Consider the following 15,499-nt stretch of genomic DNA (forward strand, 5'->3'; position numbering starts at 1 on the left):
CTTTCCACCAAGGGCCCTGCCGCCTTACTAGCGCATGCTATAATCGCGGCGTGACGGCCCTCGGCTATTCGGGCTTAGCCCGCGGCCAAAGGTTGCGGTCGAGCTTGAGGAGGTGCGGAAGGTGTCCGACGGTCAAAAGCCAGCCATTGCCATAACCATGGGAGACCCCTGCGGTATAGGTCCGGAGGTGGTGGTGAAAGCGCTGAGCGACCCCGGGGTCTACGCCTCCTGCCGTCCTCTGGTCGTCGGTAACGCCCACGCCTTGCGGCAGGCGGTCAAGCTCACCGGAGTCTCTCTCGAGGTCCGCGAGCCGGAAGACCCGACCTGTCCTGTCGAAGACCTCTACTCTCTCATTCCGAACGAATCGAAACAGCCGATGGCGATGCGCGAGGTTTTGGCTCGTATTGTCGACGGCTCGCGGATGCAGGAGTTCAAGGCGCGGTACGGCACTACGCTGATCTGCGGGTTTGCGCGGATGTACGGGCACCTTGTCGGCGTGATCGCCAACGACGGGATTCTGTTCAGCGAGTCCGCGCTGAAAGGCACGCACTTCATTGAGCTGTGTTGCCAGCGGCGCATACCGCTCGTGTTCATCCAGAACATCACCGGCTTCATGGTCGGCAAGAAGTACGAGAACGAGGGGATCGCCAAGCACGGCGCGAAACTTGTCACGGCCGTCGCGACCGCTTCTGTTCCGAAGTTCACGGTGATCGTCGGGGGCTCTTTTGGGGCAGGCAACTACGGCATGTGCGGTCGGGCGTTCCAGCCGCGCCAGCTCTGGATGTGGCCGAACGCGCGGATTTCCGTCATGGGCGGCGAACAAGCCGCAAACGTCTTGCTGACGGTGAAGATGGATCAGCTCGCCAGAAACCCTAAACCCTCGACCCTCGACCCTGCGGCGCAAACCGCCTTCATGCAACCCATCCTCGATAAGTACAACTCTGAATCGTCAGCCTACTACGCATCGGCGCGACTTTGGGACGACGGAATCATCGATCCTGTCGATACCCGGCGCGTCATCGCGCTCGGAATCGAAGCCGCGATGAACGCCCCGATCCCCGAAGCTGGGTTCAGCCTTTACAGGATGTAAGAGAGCACCCTTCCTCTTGCACCGGAGGAGGAAGGGGGTTGGGGGATGGAGGTTCCGGCAGCGACAGAGATCAGCTACAATCGAGCCAGGAGAGATGCGCAACAACACACGAAGCCCCAGGAACAGGAATCGAGCGCGACAGCTTCGCCAAGAAATGTCTGGCTCTGAACAAGTTCTTTGGCAGATCATTCGGCGTCGCAACCTCGGGTTCGGATTCCGGCGGCAATACTCCGTCGGGCCGTACGTTCTGGATTTCTACTGCCCTGAGGCTAGCATGTGCGTGGAAGTCGATGGTGAACAACACGCTCTCACGAAAGATCGGGATGCAAAGCGTGATGCGTGGCTTTTTGACCAAGGCATCATGACGCTTCGCATCCCCAGCCTCGACCTATTCGACTACGACAGCGCCAAGTCCGCACGGTTTATTGAGACCATATGCAAGACCTGCGAGGAGCGAACTGGTCGCAAGCGGTATCAAGACGGGTGGCGATAGACTTGATAGGCAGCGTCGAAACCTCCCCTCCCCAACCCTCCCCTCCTCCGGTGCAGGAGGGGAGGGAGTCCCGGCACGTGGCCTGGGTGTAATTTGACCGTGTGGCATGGTTGTCCCGATGCCCGTGCGGGGCAGCCATGGGCGGACGGCCACTAGGCCAGCTAGTCAGGAATCGCCTTCTTCCTGTCCGCACGGTCCAGCAAGCCGGCCAGGATTCCGCAGGTGACCGACGAGATCGCGGACCAGACGAGGACAGCGTCGAAGAGCGCGTATGACAGATAGGCGTCGAAATGACGGTAGCCGATTGCCCAAGAGAAGGAGTAGCCACCACACACGATTAGGCTACATGGGTATGCGCGCTTGTACATCGCACGCCAGCGTTCCTTACGATGCAACACGCACCACCAGCGGACGACGATCGCCTGAATCGCGACCGCCCCTGCCCAAACGCTCACCTCGTGCCACCACTCCCAAGGCATAGCTACATTATATGACTGAAAATGCCCCCTTCCTCCAGCACAGGAGGACGAAAGGGCTTGGGGGATCGAATAGAGGCATTTCATCCCTCCACACTCGAAGTGTGGAGGGTATCAGTCGTGCGGGATAAGCGCTGCAAGGCAAAAGCGGTGCTGAAGCGCCGCACTCCCGAAGGGAATCGTCACTGATAGAGCGTCCACGCTTCTGCCGGCTTCAGGCGAACGCCGTTCTTGTCGACGCTCACGAGTTCGTAATAGCCGAAAACTGGCTCCTGCGTCTCACCGTCGATCTCCTTGGGCGGTTGACGCAAGTACACTAACACCTCGTAGGGCTCCCACCTTATGATCGGTTCCAAGATTGACGCCCCCTCGTACTGGACAGCCCAGCGCTTTCCCACCCACTTCTCGATGGTCACCTCGAAGGTCGGCCCGCCGCTTTCAGTTATTCGGTAGTCCGTCATGGCGACCCGAAACCTGCGCTCTTTCGCGCCATCTTCGTTCGAGATATCTGGGTCGAGTCTGATCACGCTCTTCGCGCTTACCCACTTTGCGCTAGCATCCAGGAAAGCGCAAAACGAACTGCGACCTCTCCAAAGTTTAGTTTCAAATAATAGCGCAACCGCTTCTGGTTCCGAAACCTCGTTCCAACTGATTCCAGCTAGCTGTGGGTTCGGCACGATCTGGCCGCCGTTTGGGTTGTGCGCTTCGAAGACGGACTCGTGCAAGTCGTAAGGTGCGATGGCTGCCCGGAGATCTTCGTTGGTCGAAAACCTTGCAGGCAGTCGACCGTCGTTGTCTGCCGCGTAAGTTCGTAAGGCCTTCGCGATTCGGCTCATGCTCATCAACCTTGCTGTCGCCGGAGCGGCATGGGTGCCGCCACCAGGCCAGAGGTTGGGGAAGAAGGACAGTGTAAAAAAGACGACCCCTCCAAGAACAACAATAGAACTCAGGATTCGGGCGGCTTTGCGCAGGAACGGGCCAGCCCGCCACCGTTCACGTATCTGGTGCTCCGGAGTCACCTGCCACATGGCTTCATTATAGGGCAGGTCAGTCGATGGTTGCGAATTCTATCGTGCCTGGATCGAGGTTGATCAGGTCCCTGGAGTCGACGAACCTAGTTGAAGTGTCAACTGCGGCGATGACGACTTTGCCATCCGGCCAGTCTTTGGTCTCGTAGATCATGGCAGTCTCGGCCGGATCGAGGACTGCTGACAGTTTGATGCCAGCCAACTCGGAGTTCGGCATCATCTTCCCGCCATTGGGGTTTGTTGTTTTGTAAACCAGTTCGGGGAGCTCGTACGATGCGAGAGCATCGCGAAGATCTTCCTGAGTTGAAAACTGGGGAGGAAACCGTTCGTCGTTGTCGATCATGTACAGACGAACCGAGGTAGCGACCTGCTTGAAGTTCGACAGCGTGCCTATGTGCAAGCGGTGCTCAGGCGATGAACCCGGCTGAAATGCGGGCCAGATGAGCAAGATCAGCAGGACTCCCGCAACAGCCCACATCGCCCAAGTGCAGCCGCTCGTCTGCTTGGGCGATACCTGTTCCTGATCGTCTATCTGCCCCACGATTGGATTATATAGCAGTCGGGTGGGAGATCGCGGAGTCGCTCAGCACTGTGCTTCCTCGAACCGACGCGGAACCGGTTCAGGCCCGTCATGCCTTCAGATGCTATAACCATCAGAGAAGTGCCCGACAGAAAGAAGGTCGTCATCGTAGGTGCAGGGTTCGCCGGACTGGAAGCGGCGAAGGCGCTTCGACGCGCGCCGGTCGACGTGCTCGTCATCGACAAGCAGAACCACCACCTGTTCCAGCCGCTGCTCTACCAGGTCGCGACCGCCGGGCTCTCGCCGGCCAACATCGCCGCACCGATCCGCCGCATCCTGCGCCGCAGCGAGAACACTCGCGTCATCCTCGCCGAGGTCACGGGCATCGACAGGCAGAACAGAACGGTACGAACGACTGAGGGCGACCACCCGTACGACTTTCTGATCCTTGCGACCGGCGCGAAGAACTGGTTCTTCGGCAACGAGCGATGGCCGGAGTTTGCCCCGGGCCTGAAGACGCTCGCAGACGCAACCGGCATGCGAGCCAGAATCCTCAGCGCATTTGAAGACGCGGAGATCGCACCGCCCGAGGAACAACAGCAGCACCTGACCTTCGTCATCGTCGGAGGGGGGCCGACGGGGGTTGAATTGGCGGGCGCGATCGCAGAGCTGGCGCGCCGCGCCATCGCCTCCGACTTCCGCGCGGCCGACCCGCAAAACACTCGCATCGTGCTGGTCGAGGGAGGCGATAGGCTTCTCAGCAACTTTCCCGAGAAACTGAGCGACGCCTGCCTGAAGTCGCTCGAGAAGCTCAGCGTCGAGGTGCACCTCGGGTGCTTGGCCCAGGCGATCGACGGAAGAGGCGTTGAGACCGAGGCGGGCCGCATCGAAGCCCGCACCGTTCTATGGGCAGCCGGCATCCGGTCAACGCCGGTCGCAGAGTGGCTCGGCGTCGACGCAGACGGTTTGGGGCGCGTCATCGTCGGAGACGACCTCACGATCCCTGGGTCTGCCGAGGTGTTCGTCTGCGGCGACTGCGCCCACGTCAAGGGCGCGGATGGGAATCCGCTGCCCGGCGTATGCCAGCCCGCGATGCAAGAAGGGGTCTACGCAGCGCGATCGATCATAGCGAGGCTGCAAGGGCGAGCTCTCCCACCGTTCCGGTACAAGGATAAGGGAACCATGGCGACGATCGGCCGGAAAATGGCCGTTTGCGAGATTGGTCGTCTGAAGATCTCGGGCTTTTTCGCGTGGGTTCTTTGGCTCTTCGTCCACGTCTTCTATCTCATCGGATTCCGCAACCGCCTGCTGACGCTCTTCGACTGGGCGTGGGCCTACGTCACGTTCGAGCGCGGCGCGCGCCTGATCGTCAAGAAGGAGTGACCCTAGGCACTCCCATTGTCCCCTCTCCCCTTGAGGGAGAGGGCTAGGGTGAGGGGCAGGAAAGTGACAGTCCCTTCCGCTGAAAATCGAGTCGTCAGTAGCAGCACGGTGTCGTGGGAGCGCCACCCTCCGGCGTGCATTAACGTTTGCATCCCTCCACACTACGAGTGTGGAGGGATTGAACGCAGCTTACCGACGCACGATCTCGTTCTCGACATCCTCCGGCCCCATGCCGAAGTCCATGTTGTGCAGCGTCGCCGTGCACTTGACGAGACTGAGATCCTTGGTCGAGAACCAGATCGTCCCCTCGGCCCACTGGTCGTCGTCCTTCTTCCCCGTGCGATGCTCAAAGGTGAACTTGTAGCACTCCCACTTCTTCACCTTTTCAGCGCCGACGAACTTTGCCTTCGTACCACCGATCTCGTAGCTGTCGCCGGGAGCGAGCGAATGCTTCGGGAACCGAAAGCCAGAGAAAATGCCGAGGCTTTCACCGCGCCCTTCGCCATCGCTCTCCGGGTAGTACTGGGCGTCAAGCCCGTGCTCGACCGTTTGGTCCGGTACCTGGACCATGACGTGGTTCGCCGTGCTTCCGTCAATCTCCACATCAGGTTCTTCGTTGACGATGTCCAGCCAGACCCTCTTACCGTCGACTTTGTCGACCGTGATCGTCGAGTCCCAGGTGACGACTAGGTCGACCACCCCTCCACCCATGTCGACTTCGTGCTTGTTAACAGTGGTGTAATTCGCCTTCGAGCCCGTCACAGGCTTCCAGTCGAAGCTGACCTTGTCCCAGGCAGAAGCGGTCAGCAGCCCAAATATCGCTGCAATCACAAACAGCCTTGTGCATATCCTCATGTCAGAGGTCATTACAGGCGCCCACAGGTTAACGTTTGCGCGGTCTGACAAACTGGGACGATTGTCTCATCCGCGGTTCAAAACATCTAGGGCGGTCAGAACCACCCCAGCAGGTCCCACAACCAACGGAACGGATGCTTGAGAAAGTCCCAAATCCGTTCGCCGAACGACTCCGATTCGTTGTAACCTCGTTTCCTTCTCTCTCTACCCATTGCTTCTCTTCACAGATACCTGATTCGTCCCACACCCGTTGCGTCCCTTGCTTCGGAAACCGGTAATGGACGACGTTCGCCCCTAAGTCACGGAAGTCGTCTAATCCTCAAGGGACGAACTCGATCGACAGCAGCTTCGTCTGGACCGCCACACCGATCGCGACCGTCGCGTCGGCAGTCACCGCACCGATTTCCCCGTCTGACTGCAACAAGAACCCCCTCACTGTTCCAGTGCCGTCGGTCACGAGCAGGCGCTCCTGCAAATAGTCCACCTCGATCGAGCGCATATCCCCCGCCTCGTCCAGAAACGCCGATAACGTCGCGTGGAACAGCCCTGTGCCGTCACGGTGCACCAAGATCGCCTCGCCGTCTACGGTAGCAACCAGGCAAGCGTCGATGGAGAACGGTGCGATGTCCTTAGCTCGCTCTACGAGGTCCCAGTCGAGATTGACCTCGTTGACAGGAATCAGATCTCCGGCAAAGTCCACGTCGAACGCCCTCAGCCTGTTTCTGCGGGTCAGTAAGAACGCCGCTTCGTCAAACCCGCCGCGCGAGAGCTTGAACGACTGCACTCCGTCAAATGCGAACAGAATATTGATGAGCTGCGGATTCCCCGTGCCTGTTAGCGTGTAGACGAACACGCGCTGATCGGTGACTACGTACATCCCCGACACACCTACGATGAGGTCACGGATTAGTGGCAGATCGGAGAGGACGGTCGTGCCGCCGGTCAGGTCGCCGGTCGTCCCCACATGGAAGCGCACGACCGTCGTACTGTCCGCTATGACGTATACATCGCGGTGAAAACCGTCGAAGGCAACCACCCCGAGAGTCGTTGCGCCAGCGATCGGGAACTCCTGGATCGGCCCGACGAGGGACGTCCCGTCGTACTGCGCGGTCAGTAGCGTCGGCTCGTTCTTCATCGAGGCCACGAAGTCCAGCGTGCCGTCGTAGACCGCCGCGTCATTGATTGGCGGAAGGTCTGTGAACGGCCCAGACGACAAGAAGCCCTGGGACACTTCGTACTCGATGAGATAGCCGGTCCCATCGTCCGCGATCGCAAGGTAATTCTCGAAGAGGGAGCCGCCGAACGCGCCTCCCCCTGAACCGCCTCCACCGCATCCGATGGCCAGTGCTGCGAACACCGCAAGCGCCGAAACTCGTTTGTACTCCTTCACTGCCGACTCCACTATAAAACGCACAACCCGCACGGGGAGTTCGCTTAGTGATTTCGTTTGTCAGATACGACCGTACAACCTGGCATTATCACGGTGCCAAACGGTCGTTCTCAAGAGTTGAGACGTTCTTGTTAAGGCTTCGCCTTCGTTATCGTGATTCGCGGTGAGGCGTTTGGCAGAAACAGGAATTTGCCTGCGTCTTCGCAGACACAGGCCACCGCTAACTCAGCGTCGTAGACCTCTTCCCGCGCTAGCTGACCCACGCGCGCTTCTTGCGAAAACTCTGCCTTGGTCTGCCCGCGCGCTTGCGCGCAGCCTTTGGCGAAACAGCAGCGAACCCGCCGTCCGAAAGATCAGAGATCGGTATCTCCGTTCGGAGCAGCTTCTCGATGCTGCGCACTTCTTCGTATTGGTCGGGAGTCGCCAAGGTGATCGCGATGCCGGACTTTCCTGCCCGCCCGGTGCGGCCGATCCGGTGCACGTAGTCCTCTGGGCTGTTCGGCACGTCGTAGTTCACGACCATACCGATATCTTTCACGTCGATGCCGCGCGCAGCGATGTCTGTCGCGACCAGGATTTGAAACCGTCCTCTTTTAAATCCGTCTAGCGCCGCGCGCCTTTGAGGGAGAGTCCGGTCGGCGTGAAGCTCGGCTGTGTTGAACCCGCGGTTCCGCAAAACTTTCGCGAGCTTGCGTGCGCCGTGGCGAGTCCTCGTAAACACGAGCACGGACCCGTTCAGATCTCTGATGAGCGCCTTGAGCACAGTTATCTTCTGATCGCGAGGGATGATGATGAGCTCTTGGTCGATGGCGTCGATGGTCTCGCCGGACCTGGACACCTCGACCCAGATCGGATCGTACAGGTACTGTTCCGCCATCCGGGCGATCTCGCGCGGCATGGTCGCGCAGAACAGCATCGTCTGCCTGTCCTCGGGCGTATCCGCGACGATCCGCTTGATCGCGGGGGCGAACCCCATGTCGAGCATTCGGTCGGCTTCGTCGAGGACGAGGATGGCGACGCACCGCAGGTCGATCGTACGCCGTTCGATGTGGTCTACAAGCCGTCCTGGCGTTGCAACGACGACGTCGGGCGCGTTCTTCAGCGCCTTGATCTGCGGATCCATGGGAGCGCCACCGACGAGCAGCGTCGATCTGACTCCAAACCGTCGGTACGTCTCTTCGATCTGGTGCGCCAGCTCGCGCGTCGGCGCGATCACGAGGCCGAGGTCGCCGGGCTGAAGGCATGCGATCATCGGAGCAGCGAACGCGAGCGTCTTGCCCGTGCCGGTCTGTGCTATACCGATGACGTCGTATCCGTCGAGCAAAGGCGGAATCGCGCGCTCCTGAATAGGTGTCGGCGTATCGAAGCCGAACCGTTCGATGCGCTTGAGAATTGATTTCGGAAGGCCCAGGGCACGGAAGCGTGCCGGGCTGTTGTTGTTAGGCATAAGCGTCCGGGCAGGTGAGATTTCGACCGGACATTCATATTATAGCCGTTTTGCCGAATATCTCCAGGACCCAGGTTCACCGCCGGTTGAAATCGCTGTTCGATATCAGCGTTTGGTCGAGACCGGCTTGAACGCTCCGGCTGGCGGGCAAGCAAGCTCGCCCGCCGAATAAACTGTCGGTATGATTGCTCTATTGGCAGGTCTGGCGATGATGCAAGATTCGGACGTCTACGACCGGGACTTTACTGTCGAAGTCCTTTTCCGCGCCGACCAACCCGGAAGGCTAGTGTGCAACCGTGAATCCGACGACGAAAAGGGCTGGACGATTGGAGTCGATGAGAGCGGCGCGTGGTATTGGTCAGCTTCAGACGGCGAAACAGATTACGAATACAGGCCGACGGCGAAGAGACAGAACGTCCTGGGCGGCAGCAACCACAAGGTCGCGTTCTCACTCAGACGTGACGCACACGAGGTCAGGCTCTTCTTCGACCGCAGACTGGTCGCGATCCTCAATATCGAAGGGCTGGAAGGACTCTCGACCGCGATCGGCTATCTCCCTTCTACAGCAGGAGGTATCGCTTCACTCACTGTGCGCCGGCAAGCTGTAAGCGATTCAGATCTAGCCGACGAACTACAGCTTCCAGAGAAACGCGACACGTTCACCGTGCTCGCGTTCAACATATGGCACGCCGGAAAGGAGGACGGGGAGGAGGGGTTCAAGCGGCTGCTCGACACGATACGCGAAGCCGACGCGGACATCGTCTGCATGATTGAGACCTACGGCTCCGGCCCGGAGATCGCCGACGAGTTCGGCTACAGCTTCTTTCTGCGCAGCACCAACCTCTCGATACACAGCCGTTTCCCGATCGGACGCACTTTCGACTTCTTTCGCTCCTTCAACTTCGGAGGAGTTGAGATCAAGATCAGCGACACGCAGACGGTGCGAGTGTTCGACACATGGCTCCACTATCTGCCGAGCACGCAGAGCGACATCGGCGGTGACAAGGCGGTTGAAGAAATCCTCAAAGGCGAGATGGGGACGCGCGGTGGCGAGATCAAGGAGATACTCACGCAACTCGCACCGATCTTGGAAGAGTCAAACGAGTTTCCGGTCATCATGGCTGGCGATTTCAACAGCGGTTCGCACCTCGATTGGACCGAGGAGACCAAGCACCGCTACAACGGCTACGTCGTCCCCTGGCCTGTCACGGTCCAGATGGAGGAGGCGGGATTCATCGACGCCTACCGGACGATCTACCCCGACCCGCTCGAGCAGTTCGGCCGCACATGGTCGCCGAGGTTTGAGGACGCACTGCAGTACCGGATCGACTACGTCTTTCACCACGGCCGACGCCTGCGCCCCGTTTCGGCGAAGGTGCTAGATGCGCACCCGGTCAGTTTCGCGTCTGACCACGCGGCGGTTCTGGTCGAGTACGAATGGGTGGACTAGCTTTTCCCTCTCCTTGAGCCTGGGGAGAGGAAGGTCCGCCAAAGAAGTCTCCAGTGGAGAGTTCGACGTGGATGGGTGAGGGGGTCCAACAGTGTAAGTCCTTTCCGCGAGTCCCCTCCCACGGCGCAGCCTGTCGGGGGAGGGTTAGGGAGGGGGTCCAACTGTGTAAAGTCCTTTCCGCGTTCGCTTGCGCACAAGCCCCTCCACATCCTAAACTAGAAACATGGGCGACGTCATCTCTCGGCGCGATCTGTTGAAGGCGTCTGCGATCAGCGCGGTCGGATACTCTTTCGTCAGGCCGCTTGAGGCGATCGCCGGGCCGTTCACGATGCAGGACTACCGCAACCTCGTCCCGCGTGACAAGAAGCTCGATCCCGCCTGGGTGCGCTCGCTGACCGAGAGAGGCGAGGAGCCTTGGGTCTCGGGCGACGATCTTAGGTTTATCGGTATGCCGATCGGCGGGCTGTTCGCAGGAACCGTGTATCTCGGCGGCGATGGCACGCTCTGGAACTGGGACATCTTCAACCAGCACCACCAAGGCGGAGTCGATCGCCCCGGCGGCGTGCAGTACGGCGATGAGAACCTCAGCGTCGGTAGGGGAGCGAACTACGTCGATCCGCCGGAGCAGCAGTCGCCATTTAAGCAATACGCAAGGATCGTCGTAGTCGAAGACAATTTCTATCGAAACCTGGACAGTTCTACGTCTTGGGACGACAAGAGTTGGGAGAGCATCAGGTTTCTCGGCCAATACCCGGTCGGAACGGTCGAGTACTCCGATCCAGCCTGCTCTATAAGTATCCGTCAAACGGCGTTTTCCCCATTCATCCCTCTTGATGTCGATCGATCAGGATATCCAGCGGTCGTCCTCAGATACACGCTGACTAACGAGTCCTCAGAAACGAAGACAATCCGCCTTGGCAAAATCTGCGACAATCCAGTCTGCATTCACTCCAGGGACGAGAGGAGTGGATTACTGTTCAAAGATAGAACTTTGATCAGTGACAGTCTCACATCGGTGCTGTTCTCATGTGAAGAGCAGGCCCTATCAGGCACAACTCCGAGAACAGACATCGTATTCGAAGACTGGGAGTCTGGAGAGTATGGCAACTGGACAGTCCAAGGAAGTGCCTTCGGCAACATTCCTCGAAGAATCACAGACATCGCCGACTATCAAGGGGACGTCAATCAAGAAGGCGAATGGCTTGTTAATAGCCACGAAGTCCGTAACGGAGAGAGTGTTGCGGAAGGCGATCAGCACGTCGGGACTCTGACTAGTTCCGAATTCACTATTCGGAGAAAGTACGTCAATTTTAGGATCGGTGGTGGAAACCATCCTGGCAAAACTTGCATCAACCTCATCGTCGATGGTCGTGTTGTTCGCACGTCAACCGGTCGCAATAGCAACCGGATGAGATTTGAATCCTGGGACGTCTCTGAGTTCGAGAGCGAGGCCTGGGAGGGGCACTTAGTCATCGTCGACGAAGAAACAGGAGGGTGGGGCAACGTCGGGATCGACGACATTACATTCTCAGACTTGCCTGCTGTCGAGACGGAACTATCCGACCTGCCTGACTACGGAACGTTTTGCATGTCCTTCGTGGGCACAGCTACATCCGTTCCGGTCGATATGGACTATACGGTAGAAGATATATTCTTCCGGTGGTCGAAAGTTAATATGACCCCACGCCCCTTTGGTATCGAAGATCAGCTAGGGCCCGGTGAGTCAAAGACCTACATTTTCATCTTCGCCTGGCACTTCCCCAACCTCCAAATCCCCAACTTCCCCGGAAAGAAACGGTGGTACGCGAGCAAGTGGGACAACGCGTACGAAGTTGCAAAAGAGATCGCCGAGAACATCGACGAGCTGACGGAGACGACTCTCAAGTGGCGCGACACTTGGTACGACTCGACGCTGCCGTACTGGCTGCTCGACCGCACTTTCGTCAACACTTCGATTCTCGCGACCAACACTTGTCACCGTTTCGACGACGGGCGCTTCTGGTTCTGGGAAGGGATCGGCTGTTGCCACGGCACCTGCACGCACGTGTGGTCTTATGCGCAGGCTGCGGCGCGCGTTTTCCCGGAGATCGAGAGCTATCTGCGCGAGCACATCGACTTCGGCCTGGCGTTCCACGAGGACACCGGCGCGATCGACTACCGCGCGGAGTTTGCGCGGTCAGTTGCGCACGACGGACAGTGCGGCTGCATCATGCGCGCCTACCGCGAGCACACGATGCAGAAGAACGATGCGTTCCTAAAACGGATTTGGCCGAACGTCAAGAAGGCGACGCAGTTCATGATGAACGAGGACCCCGACCGAAACGGCATCCTCGACGGCCGGCAGTACAACACGCTTGACGCAAGCTGGTACGGCCCGATGTCGTGGCTCTCGTCGATGTACCTCGCTGCGCTGCGCGCCTCTCATGCGATGGCGATCGAGATGGGCGACAAGGACTTCGCCAAGCAGTGCTACGCGATCATCGGCAAGGGCTCAGCAAACATCGTTCAGCAACTGTTCAACGGGGAGTACTTTGTCCACAACCCCGACCCCGCTCATCCCGAGGCGAACGCCACCGGCAAGGGGTGCCACATCGACCAGCTGTACGGCCAGTCGTGGTGCCACTGGATGGGCCTAGAGCGAGTTGTTCCGCATGAAGAATCTAAGATCGCCTTATCAAACTTATACAAATACAGCTTTGCTCCCGATGTCGGGCCTTATCGGAAAGGCATGGATGTGATCAAAGGAGGCCGCTGGTACGCGGTCGCCGGGGACGGTGGACTCATCATGTGCACGTTCCCGAAAGGAGGCGCAGAGAGGGCGACCGGCGAGGGCCAATCCGCCTGGGCGGCGATGTACTTCAACGAGTGCATGACCGGCTTCGAGTACCAGGCCGCCGCGCACATGGTCGCGGAGGGGCTGGTCACCGAGGGGCTCGCCGTCACCCGCGCGATCCACGACCGCTACTCGCCCAGCCAGCGCAACCCGTACAACGAGATCGAGTGCAGCGACCACTACGGCCGCGCGATGGCTTCGTTCGGCGTGTACTGGAACGTCTGCGGCTTCAAGATCCACGGCCCGAAAAAGCAGCTCTCGATTGATCCGAAAATCGACGGCGACTTCAGGTGTGCGTTCATCGCGCCGGACGGCTGGGGCACGATCACTCGCGACGGGATCAAGTACAAGCACAGAGTTTGACGTGCGCTTTCGTAGCGCTCCGGTATCGAGACAGAACAGCATAGGTCGCATATAACCTATGCGACCTATGTCACTTCTATCCCTCCACACTCGCAGTGTGGAGGGTTCATGAGCCACGATGACAGCCCGCCACTCGACGCGCGGCAGGGATAGAACTTTTACCCTGGAACTATCTCAAACGTCGATGGGTGTAAGATAGGCGGCACGTCCGGAATTCCCGCACCATGAAAAGAGTAATCGTCTTCACAGCGTCGTTTATCGTTCTCGCGCTCTTGCCCGGCTGCGGCGGTTGCGGAGGATTCATCCTCGCTGATTTAGACCAGATCGTCTTCCAGTCGGCCCGCGACGGGAACACCGAGGTCTACATCATGAGCGCCGACGGCACAGGCCAGACAAACCTGTCGAACGACGCCGCAACCGACCTTGAAGCGGTGTTCAGCCGCGACAGGAGGAAGATCGCCTTTCATTCGAACCGCGACGGGAACAGCGAGATCTACATCATGGACGTCGACGGCACGGGCCAGACAAACCTGACGAACAACGCCGGGAACGACACTGAACCCGTGTTCAGCCGCGACGGGACGAAGATCGCGTTCGTCTCGGACCGCGACGGGGACACCGAGATCTTCGTCATGAACGTCGACGGAACGGGCCAGACAAACCTGACGAACGGCGCCGGGTTCGAGTTCAATCCTGTGTTCAATCCCGACGGAACGAAGATCGCCTTCCAGACGAACCGAGACGCGGGCAACGTCGAGGTGTACGTTGTGAACGTCGACGGCACGGGCCTGACCAACCTGACGAACGACGCCGGGATCGACCAGCAGCCCGTGTTCAGCCCCGACGGGACGAAGATTGTGTTCGAATCGGATCGCGACGGGGATCCCGAGATTTACATCATGAACGTCGATGGAACGGGGCAGACTAACCTGACGAACGACGCCACTGGTGCCGACTTTGACGCTGTGTTCAACCGGATCGGCACGAAGATCGGGTTCGTCTCGACCCGCGACGGTGACAGCGAGGTCTACGTCATGAACCTCGACGGCACGGGTCAGACCAACTTGACGAACGACGCTGCGAACGACTCTGGTCCCGTGTTCAGCCGCGACGGCAGGAAGATAGCGTTCGTCTCCTTCCGCGACGGGAACGACGAGATTTACGTAATGAACGTCAACGGCACGGGGCAGACCAGGCTGACGAACGACGCCGGGACTGACCGGGACCCCGTATTCGACTAGCCGCTCGCCGAACCATGGAACTGGCTACGCATCAACGGCCCGACGAACCGTACGCACCGCTTTCCAGGCTTCATCAGGATTTACGCTTTTGTGTGGTTTCCTGCCGGTGCAATCGTAACAGTCGGCGCGCGTAGGATAAGCGACATATCCGAGGAATCCGCTCTCTTGCTCAACCATCGCAGATCGGGTGCCGCTATCACGGAGCGATCACCCACGCTGTCTGATCGAAACTGATCAGCCACGGGAACGAGAGCACGATCCCGGCTTCTTTGTAGCTGACCTTCGCCTTCATCTCCTTCGTGCCCGCCTGGATGAAGCGCTCTGGATTCGTCGTGATGCTCACCTCGACTATCGAGTCCACCAACGTAGCGATCATGAAGTCCACCTGCTCGTAAGAGTTCGTGTCGTAGTTCCACAGCTCTATCCATTGCCCGATGTTGTTGATCTCGGCGTGCGCCTCCACTCTGAACCGAAGCTCGTTGGGCGTCTCAGTCGGAGAAGTTCCGACGACGATGAGCTGCACCTGGCGCTCGGCTTGGTTCAGCGTGATCCCCGGCAGCACCGTCATCCAGCTGTCGTCGCTGGCGAGCAGGTCGCTCAGCCCGCCGCCGGTAAGAATCCCGCGGAACAGCGAGAAACTGTCGGGCGTGATTTCGCGCACGCCGTCGAGGAACAGCACCCACACTGCGCCACGGTCCTGGCCCCGGCGGTCCCCGTCGTCATCGAAGATTGCCCCCACGGCCAGGTCGTCGAAGCCGTCGCCGTTCACGTCGCCCGCCCCGCTCACGAAAAGGCCGAACCGGTCGCCTGCCGAGTCGCCGTCCAAGGTGTAGAGGATCGAGCCGTCAAAACCCGAGAACACACGCGCTGCCGGAGTTACTGCCGTTGTTGTCGTCAAGCATCGCCCCGACGATAAGGTCGGGTAAGCCG

General features: G+C 59.3%; 13 protein-coding genes. 6 read left to right on the top strand and 7 right to left on the bottom strand.

Annotation, left to right across the window (positions count from 1 at the left end):
* The first annotated feature begins 157 nt into the window (after positions 1-157).
* A complete protein-coding gene (locus tag IH944_14475; protein MCH7905758.1) occupies positions 158-1,090 on the top strand; it encodes a hypothetical protein in 933 nt (310 codons plus the stop codon).
* 94 nt (positions 1,091-1,184) lie between these two features.
* Positions 1,185-1,583, top strand: a complete 399-nt coding sequence (locus IH944_14480) for a DUF559 domain-containing protein (GenBank protein ID MCH7905759.1) — start codon at positions 1,185-1,187, stop codon at positions 1,581-1,583.
* A gap of 161 nt (positions 1,584-1,744) precedes the next feature.
* Here the strand turns inward: IH944_14480 and IH944_14485 are convergent, their stop codons facing one another.
* From IH944_14485 to IH944_14495, 3 genes are all read right to left on the bottom strand, one after another.
* Positions 1,745-2,062, bottom strand: a complete 318-nt coding sequence (locus tag IH944_14485; GenBank protein MCH7905760.1) for a hypothetical protein — start codon at positions 2,060-2,062, stop codon at positions 1,745-1,747.
* Between the two features lie 179 nt (positions 2,063-2,241).
* Entirely contained in the window at positions 2,242-3,087 is an 846-nt protein-coding gene (locus tag IH944_14490; protein ID MCH7905761.1) for a hypothetical protein, read from the bottom strand.
* Between the two features lie 19 nt (positions 3,088-3,106).
* Positions 3,107-3,628, bottom strand: a complete 522-nt coding sequence (locus tag IH944_14495; GenBank protein ID MCH7905762.1) for a hypothetical protein — start codon at positions 3,626-3,628, stop codon at positions 3,107-3,109.
* Positions 3,629-3,718: 90 nt separating this feature from the next.
* Between IH944_14495 and IH944_14500 the strand changes: the two genes are divergently transcribed.
* Positions 3,719-4,990, top strand: a complete 1,272-nt coding sequence (locus tag IH944_14500; protein MCH7905763.1) for an NAD(P)/FAD-dependent oxidoreductase — start codon at positions 3,719-3,721, stop codon at positions 4,988-4,990.
* 189 nt (positions 4,991-5,179) lie between these two features.
* On the opposite strand, the gene IH944_14505 is transcribed toward IH944_14500, so the two are convergent.
* From IH944_14505 to IH944_14515, 3 genes are all read right to left on the bottom strand, one after another.
* Positions 5,180-5,845 carry a hypothetical protein gene (locus IH944_14505; GenBank protein MCH7905764.1) on the bottom strand — a complete coding sequence of 222 codons (666 nt, stop codon included), beginning with the start codon at positions 5,843-5,845 and terminating at the stop codon, positions 5,180-5,182.
* A 319-nt stretch (positions 5,846-6,164) separates the two neighbouring features.
* Positions 6,165-7,235: a hypothetical protein gene (locus IH944_14510; GenBank protein ID MCH7905765.1), complete on the bottom strand. Its 1,071-nt coding sequence runs from the start codon at positions 7,233-7,235 to the stop codon at positions 6,165-6,167.
* Between the two features lie 250 nt (positions 7,236-7,485).
* Positions 7,486-8,682: a DEAD/DEAH box helicase gene (locus IH944_14515; protein MCH7905766.1), complete on the bottom strand. Its 1,197-nt coding sequence runs from the start codon at positions 8,680-8,682 to the stop codon at positions 7,486-7,488.
* 181 nt (positions 8,683-8,863) lie between these two features.
* On the opposite strand from IH944_14515, the gene IH944_14520 reads away from it, so the two are divergent.
* The 3 genes from IH944_14520 to IH944_14530 all read left to right on the top strand — a co-directional run bounded on the left by IH944_14520 (position 8,864) and on the right by IH944_14530 (position 14,569).
* Positions 8,864-10,132, top strand: a complete 1,269-nt coding sequence (locus IH944_14520) for an endonuclease/exonuclease/phosphatase family protein (GenBank protein ID MCH7905767.1) — start codon at positions 8,864-8,866, stop codon at positions 10,130-10,132.
* A 223-nt stretch (positions 10,133-10,355) separates the two neighbouring features.
* Positions 10,356-13,328, top strand: a complete 2,973-nt coding sequence (locus IH944_14525; protein ID MCH7905768.1) for a hypothetical protein — start codon at positions 10,356-10,358, stop codon at positions 13,326-13,328.
* Positions 13,329-13,552: 224 nt separating this feature from the next.
* The gene (locus IH944_14530; GenBank protein ID MCH7905769.1) at positions 13,553-14,569 is read left to right on the top strand and encodes a PD40 domain-containing protein; all 1,017 of its coding nucleotides are present in this window, start codon (positions 13,553-13,555) and stop codon (positions 14,567-14,569) included.
* Positions 14,570-14,765: 196 nt separating this feature from the next.
* On the opposite strand, the gene IH944_14535 is transcribed toward IH944_14530, so the two are convergent.
* Positions 14,766-15,499, bottom strand: a 734-nt coding sequence (locus tag IH944_14535) for an FG-GAP repeat protein (protein ID MCH7905770.1), incomplete at its 5' end; no start/stop codon positions are given.

The organism is Armatimonadota bacterium, assembly GCA_022563855.1.
Lineage (GTDB): Bacteria > Armatimonadota > Fimbriimonadia > Fimbriimonadales > Fimbriimonadaceae > JADFMN01.

Excerpts from the sequence above, each read along its gene's own strand:
- IH944_14500 (MCH7905763.1), top strand. The coding sequence starts at position 3,719 with ATGCCTTCAGATGCTATAACCATCAGAGAAGTGCCCGACAGAAAGAAG.
- IH944_14520 (MCH7905767.1), top strand. The coding sequence starts at position 8,864 with ATGATTGCTCTATTGGCAGGTCTGGCGATGATGCAAGATTCGGACGTC.
- IH944_14485 (MCH7905760.1), bottom strand. The coding sequence starts at position 2,062 with ATGCCTTGGGAGTGGTGGCACGAGGTGAGCGTTTGGGCAGGGGCGGTC.
- IH944_14515 (MCH7905766.1), bottom strand. The coding sequence starts at position 8,682 with ATGCCTAACAACAACAGCCCGGCACGCTTCCGTGCCCTGGGCCTTCCG.
- IH944_14525 (MCH7905768.1), top strand. The coding sequence starts at position 10,356 with ATGGGCGACGTCATCTCTCGGCGCGATCTGTTGAAGGCGTCTGCGATC.
- IH944_14505 (MCH7905764.1), bottom strand. The coding sequence starts at position 5,845 with ATGAGGATATGCACAAGGCTGTTTGTGATTGCAGCGATATTTGGGCTG.
- IH944_14475 (MCH7905758.1), top strand. The coding sequence starts at position 158 with ATGGGAGACCCCTGCGGTATAGGTCCGGAGGTGGTGGTGAAAGCGCTG.
- IH944_14490 (MCH7905761.1), bottom strand. The coding sequence starts at position 3,087 with ATGTGGCAGGTGACTCCGGAGCACCAGATACGTGAACGGTGGCGGGCT.
- IH944_14530 (MCH7905769.1), top strand. The coding sequence starts at position 13,553 with ATGAAAAGAGTAATCGTCTTCACAGCGTCGTTTATCGTTCTCGCGCTC.
- IH944_14480 (MCH7905759.1), top strand. The coding sequence starts at position 1,185 with ATGCGCAACAACACACGAAGCCCCAGGAACAGGAATCGAGCGCGACAG.